The 21,503-nt window shown below is 68.6% G+C and carries 19 protein-coding genes and 1 pseudogene; 9 read left to right on the top strand and 11 right to left on the bottom strand.

Annotation, left to right across the window (positions count from 1 at the left end; all coding sequences use genetic code 11):
• The first annotated feature begins 47 nt into the window (after positions 1-47).
• Positions 48-1,271 carry an IscS subfamily cysteine desulfurase gene (locus tag IPF36_RS32045; protein ID WP_195432058.1) on the top strand — a complete coding sequence of 408 codons (1,224 nt, stop codon included), beginning with the start codon at positions 48-50 and terminating at the stop codon, positions 1,269-1,271.
• Positions 1,272-1,284: 13 nt separating this feature from the next.
• Here IPF36_RS32045 and IPF36_RS32040 read toward each other — a convergent pair whose 3' ends face one another.
• Positions 1,285-1,827 carry a MarR family winged helix-turn-helix transcriptional regulator gene (locus IPF36_RS32040; RefSeq protein WP_133098409.1) on the bottom strand — a complete coding sequence of 181 codons (543 nt, stop codon included), beginning with the start codon at positions 1,825-1,827 and terminating at the stop codon, positions 1,285-1,287.
• A gap of 113 nt (positions 1,828-1,940) precedes the next feature.
• On the opposite strand from IPF36_RS32040, the gene IPF36_RS32035 reads away from it, so the two are divergent.
• A complete protein-coding gene (locus IPF36_RS32035) occupies positions 1,941-2,504 on the top strand; it encodes a nuclear transport factor 2 family protein (protein ID WP_135703672.1) in 564 nt (187 codons plus the stop codon).
• Positions 2,505-2,541: 37 nt separating this feature from the next.
• Here IPF36_RS32035 and IPF36_RS32030 read toward each other — a convergent pair whose 3' ends face one another.
• Positions 2,542-3,777, bottom strand: coding sequence for an acyl-CoA dehydrogenase family protein (locus tag IPF36_RS32030; RefSeq protein ID WP_135703673.1), 1,236 nt, complete (start codon positions 3,775-3,777; stop codon positions 2,542-2,544).
• Positions 3,778-3,816: 39 nt separating this feature from the next.
• Positions 3,817-4,962: an acyl-CoA dehydrogenase family protein gene (locus IPF36_RS32025; protein ID WP_135704014.1), complete on the bottom strand. Its 1,146-nt coding sequence runs from the start codon at positions 4,960-4,962 to the stop codon at positions 3,817-3,819.
• Between the two features lie 267 nt (positions 4,963-5,229).
• On the opposite strand from IPF36_RS32025, the gene IPF36_RS32020 reads away from it, so the two are divergent.
• Positions 5,230-6,777, top strand: coding sequence for an AMP-binding protein (locus IPF36_RS32020; RefSeq protein ID WP_195432057.1), 1,548 nt, complete (start codon positions 5,230-5,232; stop codon positions 6,775-6,777).
• 254 nt (positions 6,778-7,031) lie between these two features.
• Positions 7,032-9,806: a LuxR C-terminal-related transcriptional regulator gene (locus IPF36_RS32015; RefSeq protein WP_195432056.1), complete on the top strand. Its 2,775-nt coding sequence runs from the start codon at positions 7,032-7,034 to the stop codon at positions 9,804-9,806.
• A 39-nt stretch (positions 9,807-9,845) separates the two neighbouring features.
• On the opposite strand, the gene IPF36_RS32010 is transcribed toward IPF36_RS32015, so the two are convergent.
• Both IPF36_RS32010 and IPF36_RS32005 read right to left on the bottom strand, forming a co-directional pair.
• Positions 9,846-10,517 (bottom strand): nitroreductase, encoded by a 672-nt coding sequence (locus tag IPF36_RS32010; RefSeq protein ID WP_133098414.1) that lies wholly within the window; start codon positions 10,515-10,517, stop codon positions 9,846-9,848.
• A gap of 42 nt (positions 10,518-10,559) precedes the next feature.
• Complete coding sequence (locus IPF36_RS32005; protein WP_133098415.1) at positions 10,560-11,435, bottom strand: crotonase/enoyl-CoA hydratase family protein; 876 nt, start codon at positions 11,433-11,435, stop codon at positions 10,560-10,562.
• A 196-nt stretch (positions 11,436-11,631) separates the two neighbouring features.
• On the opposite strand from IPF36_RS32005, the gene IPF36_RS32000 reads away from it, so the two are divergent.
• The 3 genes from IPF36_RS32000 to IPF36_RS31990 all read left to right on the top strand — a co-directional run bounded on the left by IPF36_RS32000 (position 11,632) and on the right by IPF36_RS31990 (position 14,436).
• Positions 11,632-12,606 (top strand): NAD(P)H-dependent flavin oxidoreductase, encoded by a 975-nt coding sequence (locus IPF36_RS32000; RefSeq protein WP_368671211.1) that lies wholly within the window; start codon positions 11,632-11,634, stop codon positions 12,604-12,606.
• Positions 12,607-12,610: 4 nt separating this feature from the next.
• A complete protein-coding gene (locus IPF36_RS31995; protein ID WP_133098417.1) occupies positions 12,611-13,072 on the top strand; it encodes a PaaI family thioesterase in 462 nt (153 codons plus the stop codon).
• 188 nt (positions 13,073-13,260) lie between these two features.
• On the top strand, positions 13,261-14,436 hold the full coding sequence (locus IPF36_RS31990; protein ID WP_135703677.1) for an acetyl-CoA C-acetyltransferase: 1,176 nt from the start codon (positions 13,261-13,263) through the stop codon (positions 14,434-14,436).
• Between the two features lie 190 nt (positions 14,437-14,626).
• On the opposite strand, the gene IPF36_RS31985 is transcribed toward IPF36_RS31990, so the two are convergent.
• The 4 genes and pseudogenes from IPF36_RS31985 to IPF36_RS31970 all read right to left on the bottom strand — a co-directional run bounded on the left by IPF36_RS31985 (position 14,627) and on the right by IPF36_RS31970 (position 17,322).
• Positions 14,627-15,301, bottom strand: a complete 675-nt coding sequence (locus tag IPF36_RS31985; protein ID WP_135703678.1) for a histidine phosphatase family protein — start codon at positions 15,299-15,301, stop codon at positions 14,627-14,629.
• A 186-nt stretch (positions 15,302-15,487) separates the two neighbouring features.
• Positions 15,488-15,757 (bottom strand): annotated as a pseudogene (locus tag IPF36_RS31980) (TetR/AcrR family transcriptional regulator); the annotation flags it as partial.
• 172 nt (positions 15,758-15,929) lie between these two features.
• Positions 15,930-16,319 (bottom strand): VIT1/CCC1 transporter family protein, encoded by a 390-nt coding sequence (locus IPF36_RS31975; protein ID WP_255519971.1) that lies wholly within the window; start codon positions 16,317-16,319, stop codon positions 15,930-15,932.
• A 100-nt stretch (positions 16,320-16,419) separates the two neighbouring features.
• Entirely contained in the window at positions 16,420-17,322 is a 903-nt protein-coding gene (locus IPF36_RS31970) for a LysR family transcriptional regulator (RefSeq protein ID WP_084402443.1), read from the bottom strand.
• Between the two features lie 98 nt (positions 17,323-17,420).
• Between IPF36_RS31970 and IPF36_RS31965 the strand changes: the two genes are divergently transcribed.
• Both IPF36_RS31965 and IPF36_RS31960 read left to right on the top strand, forming a co-directional pair.
• On the top strand, positions 17,421-18,071 hold the full coding sequence (locus IPF36_RS31965; protein ID WP_133098423.1) for a glutathione S-transferase family protein: 651 nt from the start codon (positions 17,421-17,423) through the stop codon (positions 18,069-18,071).
• Positions 18,072-18,129: 58 nt separating this feature from the next.
• The gene (locus IPF36_RS31960) at positions 18,130-19,101 is read left to right on the top strand and encodes a pyridoxamine 5'-phosphate oxidase family protein (RefSeq protein WP_135703679.1); all 972 of its coding nucleotides are present in this window, start codon (positions 18,130-18,132) and stop codon (positions 19,099-19,101) included.
• A gap of 103 nt (positions 19,102-19,204) precedes the next feature.
• On the opposite strand, the gene IPF36_RS31955 is transcribed toward IPF36_RS31960, so the two are convergent.
• Positions 19,205-19,645 carry a hypothetical protein gene (locus IPF36_RS31955; RefSeq protein ID WP_133098425.1) on the bottom strand — a complete coding sequence of 147 codons (441 nt, stop codon included), beginning with the start codon at positions 19,643-19,645 and terminating at the stop codon, positions 19,205-19,207.
• A 121-nt stretch (positions 19,646-19,766) separates the two neighbouring features.
• Positions 19,767-21,368, bottom strand: coding sequence for a 3'-5' exonuclease family protein (locus IPF36_RS31950; RefSeq protein WP_195432052.1), 1,602 nt, complete (start codon positions 21,366-21,368; stop codon positions 19,767-19,769).
• Between the last annotated feature and the right edge of the window lie 135 nt (positions 21,369-21,503).

The raw sequence follows: 21,503 nt of genomic DNA, 5'->3' as shown, positions 1-21,503 counted from the left end.
CACTTTCTCCCCCGGTCGTACTCCCTCCGCAGCCAGGAATGCGCCCCATGCAAAACCAGCAAGACAACCTTCCCATCTACATGGACTACAGCGCGACGACGCCGGTGGACCTCCGCGTCGTCGACAAGATGGTGCCGTTCCTTCACCAGCAGTTCGGCAACCCGGCATCGCGCAGCCACAGCTATGGCTGGCAGTCGGAAGCGGCGGTGGAAACCGCGCGCGCGCACGTCGCGGCGCTGCTCAATGCCGACCCGCGCGAGATCGTCTGGACCTCCGGCGCCACCGAAGGCAACAACCTCGCGATCAAGGGCGCGGCGCATTTCTACCGCGGCAAGGGCAATCACATCGTCACGGTCAAGACCGAGCACAAGGCCGTGCTCGATACCTGCCGCGAACTGGAGCGGCAAGGCTTCGAGGTGACGTATCTCGATGTGGGAACGGACGGCCTGGTCGATCTCGATGTGCTGAGCGCGGCGCTGCGGCCGGACACCATCCTGGTGTCGGTGATGATGGTCAACAACGAGATCGGCGTGATCCAGCCGGTCGCGCGGATCGGCGAGATCTGCCGCGCTGCTGGCATCGTGTTCCACTGCGATGCGGTGCAGGCCGCCGGCAAGATCCCCATCGACCTGGCGGCGCTGAAGATCGACCTGCTGACCGTGACCGCGCACAAGGTCTACGGGCCCAAGGGCATCGGCGCGCTGTACGTGCGCCGCAAGCCGCGCATCCGGCTGGAGGCGCAGATCCACGGCGGCGGCCATGAGCGCGGCATGCGTTCCGGTACCTTGCCGACGCACCAGATCGTGGGCATGGGCGAGGCGTTCCGGCTGGCGCGGCTGGAACTGGAAGAGGAAGGACGCCGTGTCGGTGCGCTGCGCGACCGGCTGCTGGCGGGCCTGTCGCGGCTGGACGAGGTCTACGTCAACGGCAGCCTGGAACACCGCATCCCGCACAACCTGAATATCAGCTTCAACTACGTCGAAGGCGAGTCGCTGATCATGGGCATCAAGGACGTGGCGGTGTCTTCGGGATCGGCCTGTACCTCGGCCTCGCTGGAACCGTCGTTCGTGCTGCGTGCGCTGGGCCGCAGCGACGAGCTGGCGCACAGCTCGATCCGCTTCACGCTGGGCCGCTACACCACCGGGGCCGAAGTCGACGAAGTCATCCGCCAGGTCAGCGCCACGGTGTCGAAGCTGCGCGAGCTCAGCCCGCTATGGGAGATGCATCAGGAGGGCATCGATGTCGGCACGGTGCAATGGGCCGCGCATTGACAGGGGCATGTCCCTAGCCTTTCAGGCGGCGCGCCTGCAGGTGCTCAAGGTCGAGCGCGGCACGGTCGCCGTTGGCGACAAGGCGATCGACCACCGAGCACAGCACCTTGAATTCGGTGCGCGTGACGCCGTCGAACAGCACGTCATTGATCTGCTGCTGCACCGGCAGCAGTTCATTGAGCAGCTTGTTGCCCGCCGTGGTGATGGTCAGGCGCATCTTGCGCTTGTCGTCGGGGTGCGCCTTCTTGTCGATCAGGCCGAGCTTCTTCAGCTTGCCGGTCTCGATGGTGATGAACGGCCCGCTCAGGTGCAGGTGGTCGGCCAGCTGGTTCACCGTCACCTCGCCCTGCTGCGACAGGTGGGCGATCGAGCGGATCAGCGAATATTGCACGCCGGTCAGCCCGACCAGGTTGCCAAAGCCGTCCCGCACCGACAGCAGCCGCGCGGCAAACGGCAGCAGGCCATTGACGAGGTGCCGGAACTCGCGGTCCGAGCCATCGATCAGGCAAGCCGGATGCGTGATTGTCAGGGTCTTGTTTGCAGGAGTCGTAGCCATCGGCGGATTGTTCAATTAGCTTGTAATGCAAGCTTTGTGCCAAATTCTACCAAACTCGCCGCGCGGCCTGCCGTGCTGCCCGGCCTCACTTTTTACGCCAACGCGTTGCCTGTATGAACCCGATCTCCCTACCCGAAGCGCAAGCGCTGCTGGCCAGCTATGTCGAGGCCAAGGACAACAACCGTCCCGCGCTGATCCACGAGGCGTTCGCGCAAGATGCGACGCTGACCTTCTCGATCGACACCGACACCATCAGCTTCCCGGCAAAGACCGAAGGCGCCGCGGCGATCGCGGCGACGCTGGTGACTGACTTCGCGCAGACCTTCGACCGCTGCCGGACCTACTACGTCGGCGACCTGTCGCTGGCGGAGGCGGGAGCCACGCTGACGGTGCCGTGGCTGGTGCTGATGCGCGAGAAGGCGGCGCATACCTTGCGCGCGGGGAAGGGCGTCTACCGCTGGGGCTTTGCGCGGCAGCAAGATGGGACGTACCGCATCGGCAGCCTGCACATCCATATCGCGCGGATGGACGTGGTGCCGGATGCCGGCGCGGCCATGCTGGCGGCCTTGCAGGCTGCCTTGCCGTATCCCTGGCTGCCGTCGCAGACGCTGCAGGCGGCAGTTCACGCCCAGGTATCGGCTGACGCCAGGCTGGCGTTCCTGAAGGAATTTGTCTGAGGCCCAGCCGGCAGGACCAACCTGCCGGCACGCCACGTCAAAGCCCCAGCACTAGCTTGGCGATGATATTGCGCTGGATCTCGTTTGATCCGCCGTAGATCGACGCCTTGCGGTAGTTGAAGTAGCGCGGCGCCAGCACGGCCGCATAGTCCGGCCCCACGCGCAGCGCGGCCTCGCGGCCCTGGATTCCGGCCCAGGTGTCCTGCACGAACGGCAATGCCGCGGGACCGGCGGCCTCGACCGCCAGCTCGCTGACGGCCTGCAACGTCTCCGTGCCGGTGAGCTTCAGCATGCTCGACGCGGCCCCGATCGACGTGCCCGATTCCACGCCCGAAAACACGCGCAGTTCGACCGCCTCCAGCGCGGCGGTGCGCACGTGCAGCGTGGCCAGCTTGCGCCGGAAGGAGGGGTCGTCGAGCAGCCGCCCGCCATCGTCGGCGGTCTGCTCGGCGGCGATCTGCGCCACCTTGGCCAGTTGCTTGCGCAGCATCGGGCTGTAGGTGCCGCCGCGTTCGAACTCCAGCAGGTACTTGGCATAGGTCCAGCCCTTGCCTTCGTCGCCGATGCGATTCTCCGCCGGTACGCGCACGTTCTCGAAGAAGACCTGGTTCACTTCCTGTTGCCCGGCCACCGGGCCGTCCAGCGTCGGCAGAGGTGACACCGTGATGCCGGGGGTATGCATGTCGAGCAGCAGGAACGAGATCCCTTCCTGCCGCTTCGACTCGCGGCTGGTGCGGACCAGGCAGAACATCCAGTCGGCCCACTGCGCATGCGTCGTCCAGATCTTGGAGCCGTTGAGGATGTAGTGCTCGCCGTCGCTGTCGGTGCCGGGATCGGCGCGCAGCTGCAAGGACGCGAGGTCAGAGCCGGAATTGGGCTCTGAATAACCCTGGCACCACCACACGTCCGATGCCAGGATCGGCGGCAGGAAGCGCGCCTTTTGCGCCGGCGTGCCGTATTTCATGAGCACCGGCGCCACCATCTTCAGCCCCATCGGCGATACCGGCGGGCAGCCGGCCGTGGCCAGCTCGGACTGGAAGATAAAGCGCTGCGTCGGCGTCCAGCCCGGGCCGCCATATTCCTGCGGCCAGTTGGGCGCGGCCCAGCCGCGCGCATGCAGTGCCTTTTGCCAGCGCACCTGGCCGGCCTTGTCGAGATAGCCGTTCTTGGACTGCGCCATCATCGCGCGCAGTTCGTCGTCATACGCCTCGGTGATCCAGGCGCGCACGTCTTCACGGAATTGCTGGTCTTGCGGGGAAAAATCGAGATGCATCGACGGGCCTCGCTGGGGTAGTCGTCAGGGGTTGGCGGTTCAGGCCGCGACGGGATAGAGCAGGTCGGCGTAGCGGCGCAGGTGGTGCTCGGCCGAGCCGAACTGCAGGTCGATCGCCGTGACGCGCTTGAAATAGTGGCCCACCGCCAGCTCCTCCGTGACCCCCATGCCGCCGTGGATCTGCACGGCGCCCTGGCCGACGAAGGCCCCGGCCTGGCCGGCCTGGACCTTGGCCGCGCACGCCGCCTGCGCAAAGTCCGCCTGCGCGCCGTCGGCCTGCATCGCCGCGACCTGCGTCAGTGCCACGGATTGCTCCAGCTGCATATACATGTCGGCCATGCGGTGCTGCAGCACCTGGAACGTGCCGATCGGCACGCCGAACTGCTTGCGCTGGCGTGCGTAGTCGATGGTGTCGGCCAGCATGCGCGCCATCGCGCCGTTGGCTTCCGCGGCCAGCGCGACCAGGGCGTGGTCGCACAGCCGCTCGATCAGCGCTAAGGCCTCGCCTTCTGCGCCGATGCGCTGGCTGGCCGGCACCTGTACGTTATCGAGCAGCACCTCGGCCGCGCGCATGCCGTCGAAGGTGGGATATTCGCGCAGGGTCACGCCGGGCGTGTCGCGTGCGATCCAGAACAGGCTGATGCCCTCGCGGTCGCGGCGCGCCCCAGCGGTGCGGGCGCTGACCACCAGGTGCGACGCGGAAGGCGCGCCCACCACGGCGTGCTTGTGTCCGCTCAGCTTGTAGCCGTCGCCAGCGCGCGTGGCGCTGGCTTGCACGTCATGCCGGCAATAGCGGCTGGCGGGCTCGGCATGCGCCCAGGCCGCGGTGACCTCGCCACCGATGATGGCGGGCAGCCACTGCGCCGCCAGTTCCGGGCTGCCTTGCGCCAGCGCGCCGCCAGCCAGCACCACGGTGCCGAGATAAGGTTCGAGCACCAGGTGGCGGCCGAACTGTTCCATCACGATCATGTGCTCGGCAGCGCCGCCGCCCAGCCCGCCGACCGACTCGGCAAAGCCCGCGCCCAGGATGCCGAGGTCGCGCGCGAACGCACGCCAGCAATCGGGCCGCCAGCCCGTTGCGGACTGGACCGCGGCGCGGCGCGCTTCAAAAGCGTAGTGGTCGGCCAGGTAACGCGCGAGCGTGTCGCGCAGCATCGATTGTTCTTCGCTGAACTTGAAATCCACCTCGGCTCCTTCGGGAATGGGGGATGGCGTGGCTGCGATAGTTTGCGTCAGCATGATCCGGGCACGCCGACGGGCGGCGCATCGTCGCATCGGACGAAGGTGCGCAGGCGCCGCTCAACGCCCGCACTTGCTCGTTTCATGCGGCGCCGCATCAAAATGCCGGCGCCACGCTTCGTCGCTTCCGACGATGGTTGAACCGGCGGGTCGTTCACAGAATGCGGGATCACCATCCCAATCCAGCGAACCCCTGTCGAGGAGCCCAACGCCATGCATCCGTCCATCCACGCGCAGCGCACGCCGGAGAAGCCGGCCGTCATCATGGGCAGCAGCGGCGCAGTCGTCACGTACCGCGAGCTGGACGAGCGCTCGAACCAGGTGGCGCACCTGTTCCGCACGCTGGGCCTGCGCCCTGGCGACCGTGTGGCGTTCATGCTGGAGAACCATCCGCGCATGTTCGAGCTATGCTGGGGCGCGCAACGCAGCGGCATCGTCTATATCTGCCTGAGCACCAAGCTGAACGCGGCCGATGCCGCCTACATCGTCAACGACAGCGCCGCGCAGGTGCTGGTGACCACGCACGCCCAGGCGGAGATCGCGGCCGCGCTGGTGGCGCAGACGCCGGCGCTGAAGCGCCGGCTGATGCTGGACGGCACGGTGCCCGGCTACGACGCCTATGAACCGGCCCTGGCAAGCTGCCCGACGACGCGCGTCGCGGACGAGGTGACTGGCGGCGACATGCTCTATTCGTCGGGCACCACGGGCCGGCCCAAAGGCGTATTCGCGCCGCCGGGCAGCCCGCGCATCGAGGATGCCACCACGTTGACCAGCCTGTGCCAGCGGCTCTATGGCTTCGATGCCGAGACCCGTTACCTGTCGCCGGCGCCGCTATACCATGCCGCGCCGCTGCGCTACAACATGTCGGTGCAAGCGCTGGGGGGCACCGCGGCGGTGATGGAGCATTTCGACGCGGAGAAATACCTGCAACTGGTGCAGCAGCACCGCATCACGCATACGCAGCTGGTGCCGACGATGTTCTCGCGGATGCTCAAACTGCCCGAGGCACAGCGCCGGGCCTATGACGTGTCGTCGCTGCGCGTGGCGATCCATGCCGCGGCGCCATGCCCGGTGCAGGTCAAGGAGGCGATGATCGCGTGGTGGGGGCCGGTGATCTGGGAGTATTACGCCGGCACCGAAGGCAACGGCGTGACCGTGGTCAGCACCCAGGAATGGCTGCAGCGCAAGGGCACCGTCGGCCGGGCCATGGTCGGCAAGCTGCGCATCTGCGGCCCCGACGGCGAACTGCAACCGCCCGGCGAGCCCGGCACCATCTATTTTGCCGAAGGCCGCGCCTTCGAATACCACAACGACCCGGCCAAGACGGCCGAATCGCGCCATCCCCGGCATCCGGACTGGAGCACCATCGGCGATGTCGGCTATGCCGATGCCGACGGTTACCTGTTCCTGACCGACCGCAAGGCCAATATGATCATCTCCGGCGGTGTCAACATCTACCCGCAGGAAGCCGAGAACCTGCTGATGACGCACCCCAAGGTGCTTGACGTGGCGGTGATCGGGGTACCTAACGAGGATTTTGGCGAAGAGGTCAAGGCTGTGGTGCAGCCGGCCGACATGGCGCAGGCCGGGCCGGAACTGGCAGCCGAGCTGATCGCGTTCTGCCGCGCCAACCTGTCCACCATCAAATGCCCGCGCTCGGTCGATTTCGAGTCCGAGCTGCCGCGCCTGCCGACCGGCAAGCTGCTCAAGCGGCTGCTGCGCGACCGCTACTGGACCGGCCACGGCAACAAGCTGGTGTGAAGGCGGCGCCGGCATCCGGCTTGTGCCCGGCGAGCGCAGCGGCGCTGCGGTCCGGGAGCCCCTTAATCCAGCCGGAAGGCCGCCTGAAGAGACCCCGAACCCTCGGCGGCGCGCGGCCGCGCGCGTTTACGCCATAATTCCGTGTTCCATCACAGTCACGCCCGCCCGCGCTGCTGCGCGGGCGGGCGCATCGCTTCGCATTGCCCTTCGCATTGCCGCAAGGGCGCTGCGGCGCGGAAGACGACAAATCGCCAATGGCAAGTATCGAGGAGACCGGACGGCGCATGCCGTCCGCCACCGGCGCCGCTGCGCTGGCCGCCAAGCTGCGTCCACCGCTGCTGACGCCGTTCCAGGTCGAGCGCGCGTCGATCTGCGACGCCGTGTGCGCCGCGGATTTCGTCAAGCTCGTGCTGGTGCGCGCGCCCGCGGGCTTTGGCAAGACCACCGCCATGCTCCAGTGCCGTGCGCGCCTGGAAGCCGCGGGCGGGCGCACCGCCTGGCTCACCCTTGACCGCTCCGACAACGATGCCACCCGCTTCCTGGGCTCGGTCGAGGCCGCCATCGCGCAGGCGCTCGGCGCAGCGGCCCAGCCGCCCCGCTCCGGGCTGATGCAGGATCCCGGCGAGCAGGCGCTCGCGCTGATCGACCGGCTGGGCAGCCACAGCGGCGCCTTCACGCTGTTCCTCGACGACTTCGAATCGATCCAGAACGCCGCCGTCAGCGGCCTGGTGTGGCAGATGGTCGAAAGCCTGCCGCCGGGCTGCCGTGTCGTAATCGGTACGCGCTGGGTGCCGGAGAGCGGCCTGGGCCGGCTGCGCGCGCGCGGCGAGCTGCTCGAGATCGAGCCCGCGCAACTGCGCTTCAGCGCCAGCGAGACCGAATCCTTCCTGCGCGAGGCCCGTGGGCTCAAATTGCAGCCAGCCGCGATCAGCGCGCTGCACCGGCGCACCGAAGGCTGGGCCACGGCATTGTGGCTGGCTTCGGTGGCGATGGAGCGGCGCAGCCAGCCCGAGGGGTTCATTGCCGGCTTTTCCGGCTCCAACGCGGCAATTGCCGACTATCTGGTCGAAGACGTCTTCCTGCACCTGCCCGATGCGGTGCGGGACTTCCTGTTGCGGACCTCGATCCTCGACCAGCTCTGCGGCCCGCTGTGCGACGCGGTCTGCCAGGCCGCTCCGCCATCCGGGGGCGGCGCCGGCAGCAGCGACGAAATCCTGGCCTGGCTGGAGCGCGCCAACCTGTTCCTGCTGCCGCTGGAGAGCGAGCGCTACGGCGAGCGCGGCACCGGCGCGGCAGCGGAGCAGTGGTACCGCTATCACAGCCTGTTTTCCGGCTTCCTGCGCGGCCAGCTGGCGCAGTCGATGCCCGACGCCGTGCCGCCATTGCACCTGGCTGCCTCGCGCTGGTACGAGTCTCAGGGCCGCCCGGTGCCCGCCATCGAGCACGCACTCGCGGCCGGCGCGCTGGGCCATGCGCTGGAATTGCTGGACAGCGCCGTCGATGACCTGCTGGGGCAGGGCCGCATGCGGCTGCTGACGCGCTGGCTGGAGGCGGTACCGGCCGAACAGCTGGCCCGCTGGCCCAAGCTGCAGATCGCGCATGCGTGGGCGGTGTCATTCACGCGCGGCCCGGCCGACGCGATCGCGCTGCTGCAGGCGATCCCGACCGAAGGCGCGGCCGGCGACCTGCTCGCGCATATCCGCGCGCTGCGCCACGTGCTGCTCAACATGATGGACCGCTTCGACGACGCGCGTGCCTTCGCCCGCAACGAGGTGCCGCCGCTGCCGATGGGCTACGCCTTCCCGGATGCGATCCTGGGTACGTCGATGGCGCGGCTGGCCGCGGTCATCGGCGACTATCCCGAGGCGCGCCGGCTGCTCCAGATCGCGCGCCAGGCCGTGCGCGGCTCGGACAGCAACTTCAACAAGATCTTCTCCGAATCGGTCGAAGGCCTGATCGACCTGCGCCAGGGACGGCTGCAGCAGGCGCTCGGGCGCTTCCGCATCGCCGCGCGCACGATGCTGCCGAACCGCTTCGGCCCGACCAACGGCAACGCCATGGCCGGCATTTTGTTGGCCGAAGGGCTGTACGAGAGCGGCGATACCGACCGCGCCAGCCGGCTGCTTACCGTGTATCTGCCGCTGTCGCGCGACCTCGGCCTGCCGGACCAGATCATCACCGGCCATACCGTGCTGGCCCGCATCGCCTTCGAGCGTGGCGAGACCGACCAGGCCCATGAATGGCTGGCGCAGCTGGAGGCGCTCGGCCACCACCGCGGCCTGACCCGGCTGGTGATGGCGGCGATGCTGGAGCGCGCGCGGCTGGCGCTGCGCCAGGGCAACGTGCACGCCGCGCAGGAGGCGATCGAGCGCGCCGCCGACCCGGCGCTGTGGCGCACGCGTCCGGGCGTCAGCTCGTTTGCCAGCGACGTCGAGGACATTTTTGTCGGCAGGCTGCGGCTGGACGTGCATGCCCGCCCGGGGGCGCAGGTACGCGACGCGATCGAGCGCGAACTGGCGGCCGCCACCAGCAACCAGCTGATGCGCCGCGCGCTCAAGCTGCGCATCCTGCTGGCACAGGCGTGCCAGCGCAGCGGCGACGGCGCGCATGCGCTGGTGGTGATGGGCGAGGCGTTGCGCTTCGGGGCAGCCGAGGGCTTCGTGCGGATTTTCGCCGACGAAGGTGACGACGTGCGCCGGCTGGTGGCCGACGCCTGCGCCCGCCAGGGCGCCAGCCTGCCATCCGCCTACGTGGAAAAACTGCTGCATGCATGCGGCCAGCAAGCCGGCGAAGCGCCTGGCGGGGCGGCCGGCCGCCCCGCACCGCCGGCGCTGGTGGAGCCGCTGACGCCCAAGGAGCAGAAGGTGCTGCAGTTGCTGGCGGAAGGCTTTTCCAATGTCGCCATGGCCGAGCGCCTGTTCGTGTCCGAGACCACGGTGCGCACGCACCTGCGCAATATCAGCGCCAAGCTGCACGCCAGCAACCGCACCCAGGCGGTGGCGATCGCGCGGCAGCTGGGGCTGCTCTGATCCTGGCGCCGCGTGCGTAACTGCGCGCGGTGCCAGTTCTCAGATGCCGATGAACTCGGCGAACTCCGCCAGCGGTGCGCGCGCCGCGCGCAACTGGTTGGCCGGCGCCTCCGGATCCTCGAAGCCGATCGCCATGCCGGTGAACAGCATGCGCTCGGCCGGCAGCTGCAGGAAGCTGCCGATGGTCTCCGGATACATCGCCCAGCATTCCTGCGCGCAGCTGTCGAGCCCTTCCTCGCGCAGCAGCAGCATCACGGTCTGCAGGTACATGCCCAGGTCCGACCACTGCGGCGGACCCATGCGCCGGTCCACGGTGCAGAACAGCGCCAGCGGCGCGCCGAAGAACGTGAAGTTGCTGGCGAACTGGGCGAGGCGCCGCGCCTTGTCTTCACGCGGGATGCCAAGGTAGTGGTAGAGCGCCTCGCCCACCTCGAAGCGCCGGTCGCGATAAGGCGCAACCAGTTCGGGCGGATAGACGTTGTATTCGCGGTCTTCACCCTTGGGCGTGTGCGCGATGCGCTCGCGCATGATGCCGCGCAAGCGCTCCAGCGCCTCGCCGCCGATCACGTGGATATGCCACGGCTGCAGGTTGCCGCCCGACGGCGCGCGCGCCGCGGCGTCGAGCACGCGGCGGATGGTGTCGGCTGGCACGGGCTTGTCCAGGAAGCCGCGAACGGACTTGCGGCTGGCGACGGCTTGACTGACTTTCATGCTGACTCCGGTGGGTACGTGGTGGCGCCGGCTTCAGGCGCTTCAGGCGAACGGCGGCTCGCCGCGCCAGTCGAAGAAGTCCGGCAGGTCGTGCGAGACGGTGTCGGGGAACGCGGCCAGGCGCTTTTCCAGGAATGCGCTGACGCCTTCCTTGACGTCGGCGGAGCGCCCGCGCGACTGGATCGCCCGGCTGTCGAGCTTGTGCGCCTCCATGGGGTGGCTGGCCCCGGCCATGCGCCAGATCAGCTGGCGGGAGATCGCGACCGAGACCGGCGCGGCGTTGTCCGCAATCTCCCGCGCGATCGCCCGCGCTGCCGGCAGCAGGTCTTCGGGCGCGTGCAGCGAGCGCACCAGCCCGCGCTCATGCGCCTCCTGCGCCGAGAACACCCGCCCCGTATAGCACCATTCCAGCGCCGTCGAAACGCCGACCACGCGCGACAGGAACCACGATGATGCGGCCTCGGGCGTGATGCCGCGGCGCGCGAACACGAAGCCGAACTTGGCGTCGGTCGAGGCCAGCCGGATGTCCATCGGCAGCTGCATGGTCACGCCCACGCCGACCGCGGCGCCGTTGACCGCGGCAATCACCGGCTTGAGGCTGCGGAAGATGCGCAGCGACACGCGGCCGCCGCCGTCGCGGTGCGCGGTGTCGGGGCTGGCGCCATAGCGCTTCTCGAAATCGAAGGTCGAGCTGCCGCCGGACAGGTCGGCACCGGCGCAGAAGGCGCGGCCCGAGCCGGTGACGATCACCGCGCGGACGTTGTCGTCGGCATCGGTGGCGTCGAAGGCGGCGATCAGGTCCTGCATCATCTGCGCGGTGAAGGCGTTGAGCTGGTCCGGGCGATGCAGCGTGATGGTGGCGACACCGTCTTCAACGGCGTAGCGCAGGGTTTCGAACGAAGGCGTGGCTTGCGTCATGGCGACTCCTGCTGAGGGAAGGGGGCGGGTGCCGCGGGCCGGAGGGCGGCAAGGGCCCGGAACGGCGCGGGGGCAGCCAACACTAGTGCAGAATGCGCCGCCCGCAATCGTCGCTTCCGACGAAGCATCGCGCACGCGCGCGCCGTAGACTGGCCCGAACGCCGGCAAGGCCCGCTAGCTGACAGCAAAAAGGACAATCATGAAGACTCGAATCACCGAACTGCTTGGCATCCGCTACCCGATCATCCAGGGCGGCATGCAATGGGTCGGCTATGCGGAGATGGCCGCTGCCGTCTCCAATGCCGGCGGGCTGGGCATCCTCACCGCGCTGACGCAGCCGACCCCCGAGGCGCTGGGCGAGGAAATCCGCCGCTGCCGCGATATGACCGACAAGCCATTCGGCGTGAACCTGACGCTGCTGCCTTCGATCAACCCGCCGCCATACGCGCGCTACCTCGACGTCATCATCGAAAACGGCGTCAAGGTGCTGGAGACCGCCGGCAACAACCCCAGGGAACACATCGCGCGCGCCAAGGCCGCAGGCATGAAGGTGATCCACAAGTGCGTGGCGATCCGCCATGCCCAGTCGGCCGAGCGCCTGGGCGTCGACGCGGTGTCGATCGACGGCTTCGAGTGCGCCGGCCACCCGGGCGAGGACGATGTCCCCGGCATGGTGCTGATCCCGCTGGCGGCACGCAAGCTGTCGGTGCCGGTGATCGCCTCGGGCGGCATCGCCGACGGCCGCGGCATGGCCGCCGCGCTGGTGCTCGGCGCCGAGGGCGTGAACATGGGTACGCGCTTCTGCGCCACCCAGGAAGCGCCGATCCACGACAACGTCAAGCAGGCGCTGGTGCAGGCCAGCGAGCGCGACACCAACCTGATCTTCCGCACGCTGCACAACACCGCACGGGTGCTGAAGAACGCCGTGTCGGATGAGGTCGTGAGCATCGAGCGCCGCCCCGGCGGTGCGCAGTTCGAAGACGTCAAGCACCTGGTTGCCGGTGTGCGCGGCAAGGCAGCGCTGAAAGCGGGCGAGACCGACGGCGGCATCATCAGCGCCGGCCAGTGCGTGGGCCTGATCGACGACGTGCCGAGCTGCGAGGAGTTGCTCGCACGCATGGTCCGCGAATGCCGCGAGCAACTTGGCTCGGCCTCGCGCTACTTCGCCTGACGCCATGGCTGAAGCCGGAATCGAGGCGGCGATGCCGCAGGCGGCCGAAAGCTCCAGTGGCTCTGCCGTGCCCGAGGGCTTCGTGCCGCTGCGGCAGCCGGGAGGCTACATGGCCAACTTCGGCCAGCTTTACCTGAACCGCGAACGCCGTACGCTGGCGGTGCGCATCGACGAGAGCCATCTCAACAACCTCGGCATCCCGCACGGCGGCATGCTGGCGACGCTGGCCGATACCGCCATCGGCATGATGATGTCGCTGGAGACCGGCCGCGAGAAGAGCGCGGTCACCGCCAACCTGAGCCTGGACTTCCTGGACTCGGCGCGCCTGGGCGACTGGGTCGAGGCGCGGGTGGAGTTCGACAAGCTCGGCTCGCGGCTGCGCTACGGCAGCTGCCGGCTGGTCAGCGGCGAGCGCTGCCTGCTGCGCGCCACCGCGATCTTCGCGGTGCTCGGCCCGCGCAGCTGACACCGCGCTGACTTGGCCCTGACATCGCCCTGACATCGCCCTGAGGCGGCCGGCCAACTTCGTCGCTTCCGACGACGCTGGCCGGCCGGCCCGGGACAACAATAGGGTCCAACCTGCCGGCAGCCGCCGGCACCCCGCATCAAGCACCGGCCGGCCGCGGGGCGGCTGGCACCGAACAAGGAGATCAAATGGCAGAGGCATATATCGTCGCCGCGGCACGGACCGCCGGCGGGCGCAAGGGCGGCAAGCTGTCGGGCTGGCATCCGGCCGACCTCGCCGCGCAGGTGCTCGATGCGCTGGTCGAGCGCACCGGCGCCGATCCCGCGCTGGTCGAAGACGTCATCATGGGCTGCGTCAGCCAGGTCGGCGAGCAGGCTGGCAACGTGGCGCGCAACGCCATCCTCGCGTCGCGGCTGCCTGAAAGCGTGCCGGGCACGTCGGTCGACCGCCAGTGCGGGTCGTCGCAGCAGGCGCTGCACTTTGCCGCACAGGCGGTGATGTCGGGCGCGATGGACATCGTGATCGCGGCCGGCGTGGAAAGCATGACACGCGTGCCGATGGGCCTGTCGTCGCAGTTGCCGGCCAAGAACGGCTTCGGCGTGCCCAAGAGCCCGGGCGTCGAGGCGCGCTACCCCGGCGTGCAGTTCAGCCAGTTCACCGGCGCCGAGATGATTGCGCGCAAGTACAACCTGTCGCGCGAGCAGCTCGATGCCTACGCGCTGCTCAGCCACCAGCGCGCCGCGGCAGCGACCAGGGCGGGCCGCTTCAACGCCGAGATCGTGCCGGTCGAAGTGCGCACCGCCGAGGGCGCCAACGGCGAAATGCATACCGCGGACGAAGGCATCCGCTATGACGCCACGATGGACAGCATCGGCGCGGTCAAGCTGATCGCCGAAGGCGGGCGCGTGACCGCTGCCTCGTCGAGCCAGATCTGCGACGGCGCCGCCGGCCTGCTGGTGGTCAACGAGGCTGGCCTGAAGAAGCTCGGCGTCAAGCCGCTGGCGCGCGTGCACCATATGACCGTAATCGGCCACGACCCGGTGGTGATGCTCGAAGCGCCGCTGCCGGCGACCATGCACGCGCTGAAGAAGGCCGGCCTGAGCATCAACGACATCGACCTGTTCGAAGTCAACGAAGCTTTCGCACCGGTGCCGCTGGCCTGGCTGCAGGCAACGGGCGCCGATCCGGAGCGCCTCAACGTGCATGGCGGCGCGATTGCGCTGGGCCATCCGCTGGGCGGCTCGGGCGCCAAGCTGATGACGACGCTGGTGCATGCGCTGCATACGCACGGCAAGCGCTACGGCCTGCAGACCATGTGCGAAGGCGGCGGGCTGGCCAACGTGACCATCGTCGAACGCCTGTAAGGCACTGGCGTCCGTGTCGGGCGCCCGAGCAGGAATGCAGCAGAAAAGGTAGTAAAGGGAGAAGGACCGGCGGCGCGGGCATGTCAAAGTGCCCGCGCCAGTTGCCGGAGCGATTGCCGCCGCATTCCACGCCAAACAGAAACCTGCCGTCAGGCGGGTTTGTCATTGTTGCGCGTGGTGCCTGTGGCCTTCAGGCGAAGGTCAGCGCGCTGCGGCGTTCCGGCCGGTCCAGGTGCGGGATATTGTTGAAGCTCAGCAAGCGCTGCACGCCGCGGCCGACGATGATTTCGCAGAACGCTGTATTGCGGAACTGCAGGTTCATTTCGATGGCAGTGGCCGCGGGGGCGCCGAGCAGGTCGGCCGTGGCGCGGCCGATGGCGCCGCCGGAGCTGACCACGAGGATGGCGTCTTCGCGCGTGGTGCCTTCGCAGGCTTGCGTCAGCGCGCCGGCAATGCGCGCGCCGAAATCGGCCCAGCTTTCCGTCATGTCGGTCAGCCCATCCTGGGTCCAGGCATGGTAGGCGGCGCGGAAAGTGCGCCAGTAGTCGTTGTAATCGCCGTTCTGGTGGGCGCGATGGTCGGCGCCGCCGGTGTGGCAGCGGTACAGCGCCTCGCCGTCATATTCGTTCAGGCCGGTATGCGTGGCAATTTCCGCTTGCGGCTGGCCCATCGCGGCCAGGATCTCGCGCGCGGTGTCCTGCTGCCGCACGAGGTTGCCCGCGGCCACGCGTGCGAAGCGCAAGCCGCGCTCGCTGAAATACTCGCCCAGCCAGCGCGCCTGCTGGCGGCCTGTCTCCGACAGGCAATCGTAGTTGGCGGCGCCAAACGAGGCTTGTCCGTGGCGGACGAGGAAAAGCGTGGCCATGTGCGGTATCAGTGGGCGTGGATGCAGTCAGCGTGGACGCATTCTAGAGAGGACGTGCGCCGCCGCCAAGCAAGCACCACCGAATTCATAGCGGCCATGGGCGCGCTGCATTACCAGACTGCACTACCGCGCGAATTCAGGCCTGGGCGTTGCCTGTGACGCCGAGGTACCCCGCCATCATGCGCCCTCCATCACCAGCGCGCGCAATGCCTCGAAATAAGCCATCTTGTCGCGGAAGCGGCCATAGAAAGCGCCCACCGACACCTGGCACGCAGCGGCGATCTGGGCCACCGAAACCGCGGCGAAATCGCGCTTCGCCAGCAGTTCACGGCCCGCGCCGAGCAGCGCCTGCTCGGTCTCGCGCGCGCGCCGCTGCCGCGGCGGCTGCAGGATCGAGGGCGTATCGATACGGGGGAAGGAAGAGGTGGCCGGAAGGCCGGACGACGTCGCTGGCATAGGGATTTTCCGTATTCGAATGCAGATTCGCTTTTGAAAAATACCGGTGCGCGCCGCGCGGCGTCAAGGCTTTTGTCGGGTGGCCGGTCGCTGCGAACGGGTGGGTCGCCACTCGTGCGCGCAAGGTACGCATGCCTGTTGCTCCGCGTCGTGGATACCCTGGCGGGCAGCATCAGAGCGAGCCGAATACCATATCGAGCGTGGCGCGCGGATCGCGCATGATCTCGTCGGCGGCACGTTCCGCATCCGCCGGAGGCATGCCTTTGCCAGACAGCACCGCCACCAGCCGCTGCCGCGCGCGGGCGGTATCGTGCGCGATCTGTTGCGCCATGTCGCGCAGCCGCTTGTTGTTCATCTCGCGGCTGTTGGTGACCGACAGCCATTCGCCCAGTGCCATCGAGCAGGCACCCGCGGTCAGGCCGGCGAGCCCTGCCAGGATCACGGCTTCACGCGTGGCGGCCGCGCCCTCCAGCCCCATCACCAGGCAGACGAGGCCGTCGTTGACGCCAAGCACCGCCGCGCGCAGCGCATTGCCGCTGGGTCGGCGGATGAGGTGGCGCAAGCGGGCGCCGAAGCCCGTCGGAGTTGGAGCGCTGGCCAGGGGCATGGAATCGGCATCTCTGCGTCTTGGTCTTGCTCTCGCGCACCGCGGGAACGCTGTCTCAGCGAAAGCGCGGACCGAGGTCGTCGCGCATCCAGTCGATAAAGGCGCGCGTGCGCGCCGGCAGCAAGCGCGCATGCGGATAGATCAGCGACAACGGCCAGGCGGGCTGCTCGAACGTCTCCAGCACAATGCGCAGCTTGCGCGCCTGCACCAGTTGCGCCACCTGGTACGACAGGAAATTGCCGAAGCCGGCGCCTTCCGCGCAAGCGGCCACGGCCGGCGCGGTCTGGTTGAATTCGAGGTTGCCCGTCACCTGCACCTGGAACGGCTTGCCGTTTTCCTGGAACGTCCACCAGTGCGCGGCATTGCCGGTGAAGCGCACGCAATTGGCGCGCGCGAGGTCGTCGGGATGGCGCGGCGTGCCATGCTTGCGCAGGTAGGCGGGGGTGGCCACCACCACGCGCCGGATATGGCCGACCGGCTGCGCCACCAGGGTCGAATCCGCCAGCGGGCCGATGCGTACGCCGACGTCGAGTTCTTCTTCCAGCAGGTTCACCACGCGGTCGGTGAATTCCATGCGGCAGCGCACGCGCGGATAGCGCTGCACGAAGCGCGTGACTGCCGGCGCGATATACATCTGCCCGAACAGCACCGGCGCGGTCAGCGTGAGCTGGCCGCTGGGCTCGACATGGCTGGCGGTCAGGCCGGCCTCGACTTCATCGATGGTGGCCAGGATGCGCCGGCAGCTGTCCAGGTAGCTGCGCCCCTCGCCGGTCAGGGACAGCCGCCGCGTGGTGCGGTTGAGCAGCCGCACCTGCAGCTCGGACTCGAGCGCGGCCAGTGTGCGCACCACCGCGGGCAGGGAAGTGTGCAGAGTCGCCGCGGCGGCAGTCAGGCTGCCCGCGTCGACGATGCGCACGAAGGTCTGCATGGCTCGAAGCTTGTCCATGGCGCCACACATTACTCCGATTTTTGGAGTAGTCAAATATCAGGCGCCCCATTTATTGCAGCGCCTTTCGCGTCCAGAATCCCGGTATCCCAACCCCCGAGGAGTGTGTCATGCAAGCCGCCAGCCATCCCGCCGAGCCCCGCGTTCCGCTCGTCCTTTATCGCTCGCCGCTCTCGGGCCACGCCCATCGCGCCGAACTGTTCCTGTCGCTGCTGGGACTGCCGTACCGGCTGGTCGACGTCGACCTGCGCGGCGGCGAACAGCATCGCGAGCCGTTCCTGCGGCTCAATCCCTTCGGGCAGGTGCCGGTGCTGGACGACAACGGCGCGGTGATCGGCGATTCGAACGCGATCCTGGTCTACCTGGCCACGCGCTATGACGATGGCCGCTGGCTGCCGCGCGACCCGGTCGGAGCCGCGCGCGTGCAGCGCTGGCTGTCGGTGGCCGCCGGGGAAATCGCCTTCGGCCCCGCCGCGGCGCGCCTGGGCGTGCTGTTCGGCCGGCCGGTGCCGCTGGACGACGCCATCGCCCGCGCGCAGCGCCTGTTCGTGCTGATGGAATCCCTGCTGGCCGAGCAGCCGTTCCTGGCAGCCAGCCATGCCACGCTCGCCGACGTCGCCGCCTACAGCTACATTGCCCGCGCCGAAGAAGGCAACGTGCCCCTGGCGCCGTATCCCGCACTGAACGCGTGGCTGCGCCGCATCGAGGCGCTGCCCGGCTTCGTGCCGATGATCGTATCCCGGCCCGGCAGGGCTGCCTGAGGCCGGATAACCGGACGCCGCCGCGCGAGCGCCGGCTGCATCAGCCAAGGAGTCCATCATGGAACTGCCCGTCTGGCCGCATGCCGGCCTGCCTTTCCACGCCGGGGAACTGGCCGCGCAGGAGCGCGCCGGCAAGCGCGAGCGCATGGCTGCGGCCGGCGCGCGCGTGATCCGCGGCGAAATGCCCGCACAGCATCGCGACTTCTATGCCCAGCTGCCGATCCTGCTGGTTGGCGCAGTCGATGCCGGTGGCTTGCCGTGGGCATCGGTGCTTGCCGGTGCGCCGGGGTTTGCATATAGCCCCGATGCCACGCACTTGCGCATCGACTCCTTGCCGCTGCCTGGCGATCCGCTGGAACAGGCCCTGGAGCACGGTGCGAGCGTTGGCTTGCTGGGCATCGAGCTGTCCACGCGCCGGCGCAACCGGATGAACGGCATCATCGTGGCGCGCGACCAGCGCGGGTTCACGGTCGAAGTCGAGCAGAGCTTCGGCAACTGCCCGCGTTATATCCAGCTGCGCGAAGGCACCATGGCACAACCGGGAGCTCCCGTGCCGGCATGGCACGGCACGGTGCTGGACGACGCCGCGGCAGCGTGGCTGCGGGCCGCCGATACGCTGTTCATTGCCACCAGCCATGCTGCCTCGCCGGAGGAGGGCGCGCACACCGGCGGCGTCGATGTATCGCACCGCGGCGGCAAGCCGGGTTTTATCCGCGTGGACGGCAATGGCACGCTCACCTTCCCGGATTTCAACGGCAACAACTTCTTCAATACCGTCGGCAACTTGCTGCAGAACCCACGCGCCGGGCTGGTGGTGCCCGATTTTGCCGAAGGCGCGCTGCTCCATGTCGGTGGCCATGCCGAAGTGATCTGGGACGGCGCCGAGCTGGCGACATTCGCCGGGGCGGAGCGGCTGGTGCGGCTGCATGTCGAGCAGGTGATGCGGCGCCCGTCGGTGCTGCCGATGCGCTGGCAGTTGCGCGAATACTCGCCGGTCCTGGCTGCCACCGGCGCGTGGCCGGCGGCCTGAATGGCGCTTCCGCTCTGCGACGGGAGGGCAGGCGCAGCTGATGGCGGCCCCGGTCCTGCTGGTCATGCAGTACTTCAAGGACTTCAAGGCGCCGTGCCGCCGGTCAGCCGGGCCCTCGGTATTTCAGTGCGGCACAGCGGCCGACCAGCGTGCTGATGCAGCAGGCATCGCCGCTCCATTCGCCGCCGATGACAATGCCGTCCGGGCCCGCGATCAGCTTGCGCTGGCAATGGCCCGGCACCGGCGTGCGTTCCATGCCGGCATCGCGGGGGCCGCTGCCTGGCGCGCGGGCTGCCGGGATGGTCTCGTTCCAGACATAGGCGGTGCCGGACGGCATCGCCTGAACCGCCTGTGGCGGTCCCCACTGGCGCTTGGCCTCGTCGACCGAGACGTTCTTCCAGGAGTCGAAGATTTCCTGCATGGCGCCGCCGCCCAGGTTGGCACACGCGCCGGTGAAGGCTCCGGCCCAGAGGATGGCCAGGCACGCGCGCACCCGCGCGGCGCCGCGGGCCGATTCGGCAGGACGGAACAGTTTGGCAGGCATTGAGACTCCGCATCGGCGCGCCCGGCGGCAAGGGCGGTCCGTCGAGACTAACGGAAGGGCACGCCTGCCCACAAGCACGGTCTGCGCGCCAGCCCACACAGCGGGCAGCCGGCGGCGCGGTTCAGTCCGCGAACAGATCCAGGGCTTGCTGACCGGCCGCGCGGGCTGGCCTGCGTGGGGCGGTCGCCGCGGCAGCACGCACCGGCCGCAGTACATCCTGCTCCTGCGGCTTCGCCGGCGGGGTCAGCTCGAACAGGCTCGCTACCGGCAGCGGGACCGTTTCCGGCATCCACTGCGCCATGCGCGGGGCGAGGATATGGTAGGTGTCCAGGTCGAAGTGCGCCGGCGCAACGGCCAGCGCGCGGGCCTCGTCCAGCGTGAGTGAGCAGCCCAGATAGCACCAGTCGTTGGCGACATGCCACCACGTGCGTCCGGCATGCTCCTCGCGCCATGCCACCGGACCGTCAAATGGCCACGGCACCAGTGCCAGCGGCGCCAGTGCGGTGGCCAGGCGCGCGCGATGCGCGGCGCCCGGCTCGGCGCCGACGCAGGCGCCGGCGCAGCGGTGTACCTGCCGCGCGAAGCACGGGTTGCCTCGCGGCGTGGTCTTTTCCAGCGACAGCGTGGCCATGCACAAGCCGTGCTCTTCGGCCAGCGCACGCAGGCGCGCCTCGGCCGCACCGCGGCTGCCAAAGGCGCCGAACAGATCGCGATGCCGGCAGAAATCGGTGTCGCGGCTGGTGCGCAGGCGCGGCACCGGCAACTGCGGCGGCAGCTCCCATGCGTAGAGCCGGGCATTGCTGCGCAGCAGCTGGTTGTGGACAGGCTGCATCGTCTTGACCAGCCTGGCCTCGAGCAACAGCGCGCCGGTCTCGCCGCCGGTCTCGCGCCACTCGACCCGGCGCACCAGCCGCGCCAGCCGCATATCCTTGCCGTAGCGGTAGTCGCCCGAGAAATGGGCACCGATGCGCTGGCGCAGGTGCACGCTCTTGCCTACATACAGCGGGACGTCGTCATCGCCGTAGAAGATATAGACACCGGGAGCGGCGGGCACGTCTTCCAGCGCGGTCTCGTCCAGGCCAGCCGGCAGGCTGGCGCGACGCACCAGGGTGCGCACCGCGGCCTCGACCAGCTCGACCGAATAGGTGTCGTGGATCTTCTGCCAGAACTGCCAAAGCAGCTCGGCATCGGCCAGGGCGCGGTGCCGCCCCTTAGGCGTCAGGCCAAAGCGGGCGATCAGCGCATCGAGACCATGGCGTTCCACCGACGGGTACAGCGAGCGCGACAGGCGTACCGTGCACAGCACATCCGCACGGAACGTAACGCCGGCGCGGCGGAATGCGTTCTTCAGGAAGCCATAATCGAAGCGTGCGTTATGGGCTACGAAAAGCCGGCCCTGCAGGCGCTCGGCAAGTGGCTCGGCGAGTGACTCGAACGTCGGCTGGCCACGCACCATCTCGTCGGAGATGCCGGTCATGCGCTGGATAAACGGCGGGATCCCCATGCCGGGGTCCAGCAAGGTATCCCATTCGGTAATTCCGTCCGGGCCGACCTCGACGACGCCGATCTCGGTGATCCGGTCCCGCTGGGCATCGGCGCCGGTGGTTTCGAGGTCGACGAAGACGATCGGGCGCGACAGCGCCGCGGCGAGCGCGAGGGCGTCTGCAAAGTGCTTGCCGTCCGCGGGCATGCGCGACGGCAGGTAAGTGGGCATATCCGGCATCAGCCGATTTTAAGTGCCTGGCGATGGCGGCACGAAGAAGTTTTCAGAAACCCCTTGCCAAGCCACCTCCGGGTCCCTTAATATTCGCCCCCTCGCAACACAACGCGGCGCTGCAAGGCAGACGCAGCAAGGGTT

This window comes from Cupriavidus sp. IK-TO18 (assembly GCF_015549295.1).
GTDB classification, from domain to species: domain Bacteria; phylum Pseudomonadota; class Gammaproteobacteria; order Burkholderiales; family Burkholderiaceae; genus Cupriavidus; species Cupriavidus oxalaticus_A.
This window is presented reverse-complemented; position numbering and strand designations above follow the sequence as displayed.

Coding starts and splice junctions, on each gene's coding strand:
- IPF36_RS31955 (WP_133098425.1), bottom strand. CDS start 19,645: ATGCCTGCCAAACTGTTCCGTCCTGCCGAATCGGCCCGCGGCGCCGCG.
- IPF36_RS32020 (WP_195432057.1), top strand. CDS start 5,230: ATGCATCCGTCCATCCACGCGCAGCGCACGCCGGAGAAGCCGGCCGTC.
- IPF36_RS32030 (WP_135703673.1), bottom strand. CDS start 3,777: ATGCATCTCGATTTTTCCCCGCAAGACCAGCAATTCCGTGAAGACGTG.
- IPF36_RS32005 (WP_133098415.1), bottom strand. CDS start 11,435: ATGACGCAAGCCACGCCTTCGTTCGAAACCCTGCGCTACGCCGTTGAA.
- IPF36_RS31950 (WP_195432052.1), bottom strand. CDS start 21,368: ATGCCGGATATGCCCACTTACCTGCCGTCGCGCATGCCCGCGGACGGC.
- IPF36_RS32035 (WP_135703672.1), top strand. CDS start 1,941: ATGAACCCGATCTCCCTACCCGAAGCGCAAGCGCTGCTGGCCAGCTAT.
- IPF36_RS31985 (WP_135703678.1), bottom strand. CDS start 15,301: ATGGCCACGCTTTTCCTCGTCCGCCACGGACAAGCCTCGTTTGGCGCC.
- IPF36_RS31965 (WP_133098423.1), top strand. CDS start 17,421: ATGCAAGCCGCCAGCCATCCCGCCGAGCCCCGCGTTCCGCTCGTCCTT.
- IPF36_RS32010 (WP_133098414.1), bottom strand. CDS start 10,517: ATGAAAGTCAGTCAAGCCGTCGCCAGCCGCAAGTCCGTTCGCGGCTTC.
- IPF36_RS32015 (WP_195432056.1), top strand. CDS start 7,032: ATGGCAAGTATCGAGGAGACCGGACGGCGCATGCCGTCCGCCACCGGC.
- IPF36_RS31970 (WP_084402443.1), bottom strand. CDS start 17,322: ATGTGTGGCGCCATGGACAAGCTTCGAGCCATGCAGACCTTCGTGCGC.
- IPF36_RS31995 (WP_133098417.1), top strand. CDS start 12,611: ATGGCTGAAGCCGGAATCGAGGCGGCGATGCCGCAGGCGGCCGAAAGC.
- IPF36_RS32045 (WP_195432058.1), top strand. CDS start 48: ATGCAAAACCAGCAAGACAACCTTCCCATCTACATGGACTACAGCGCG.
- IPF36_RS31990 (WP_135703677.1), top strand. CDS start 13,261: ATGGCAGAGGCATATATCGTCGCCGCGGCACGGACCGCCGGCGGGCGC.
- IPF36_RS31960 (WP_135703679.1), top strand. CDS start 18,130: ATGGAACTGCCCGTCTGGCCGCATGCCGGCCTGCCTTTCCACGCCGGG.
- IPF36_RS32040 (WP_133098409.1), bottom strand. CDS start 1,827: ATGGCTACGACTCCTGCAAACAAGACCCTGACAATCACGCATCCGGCT.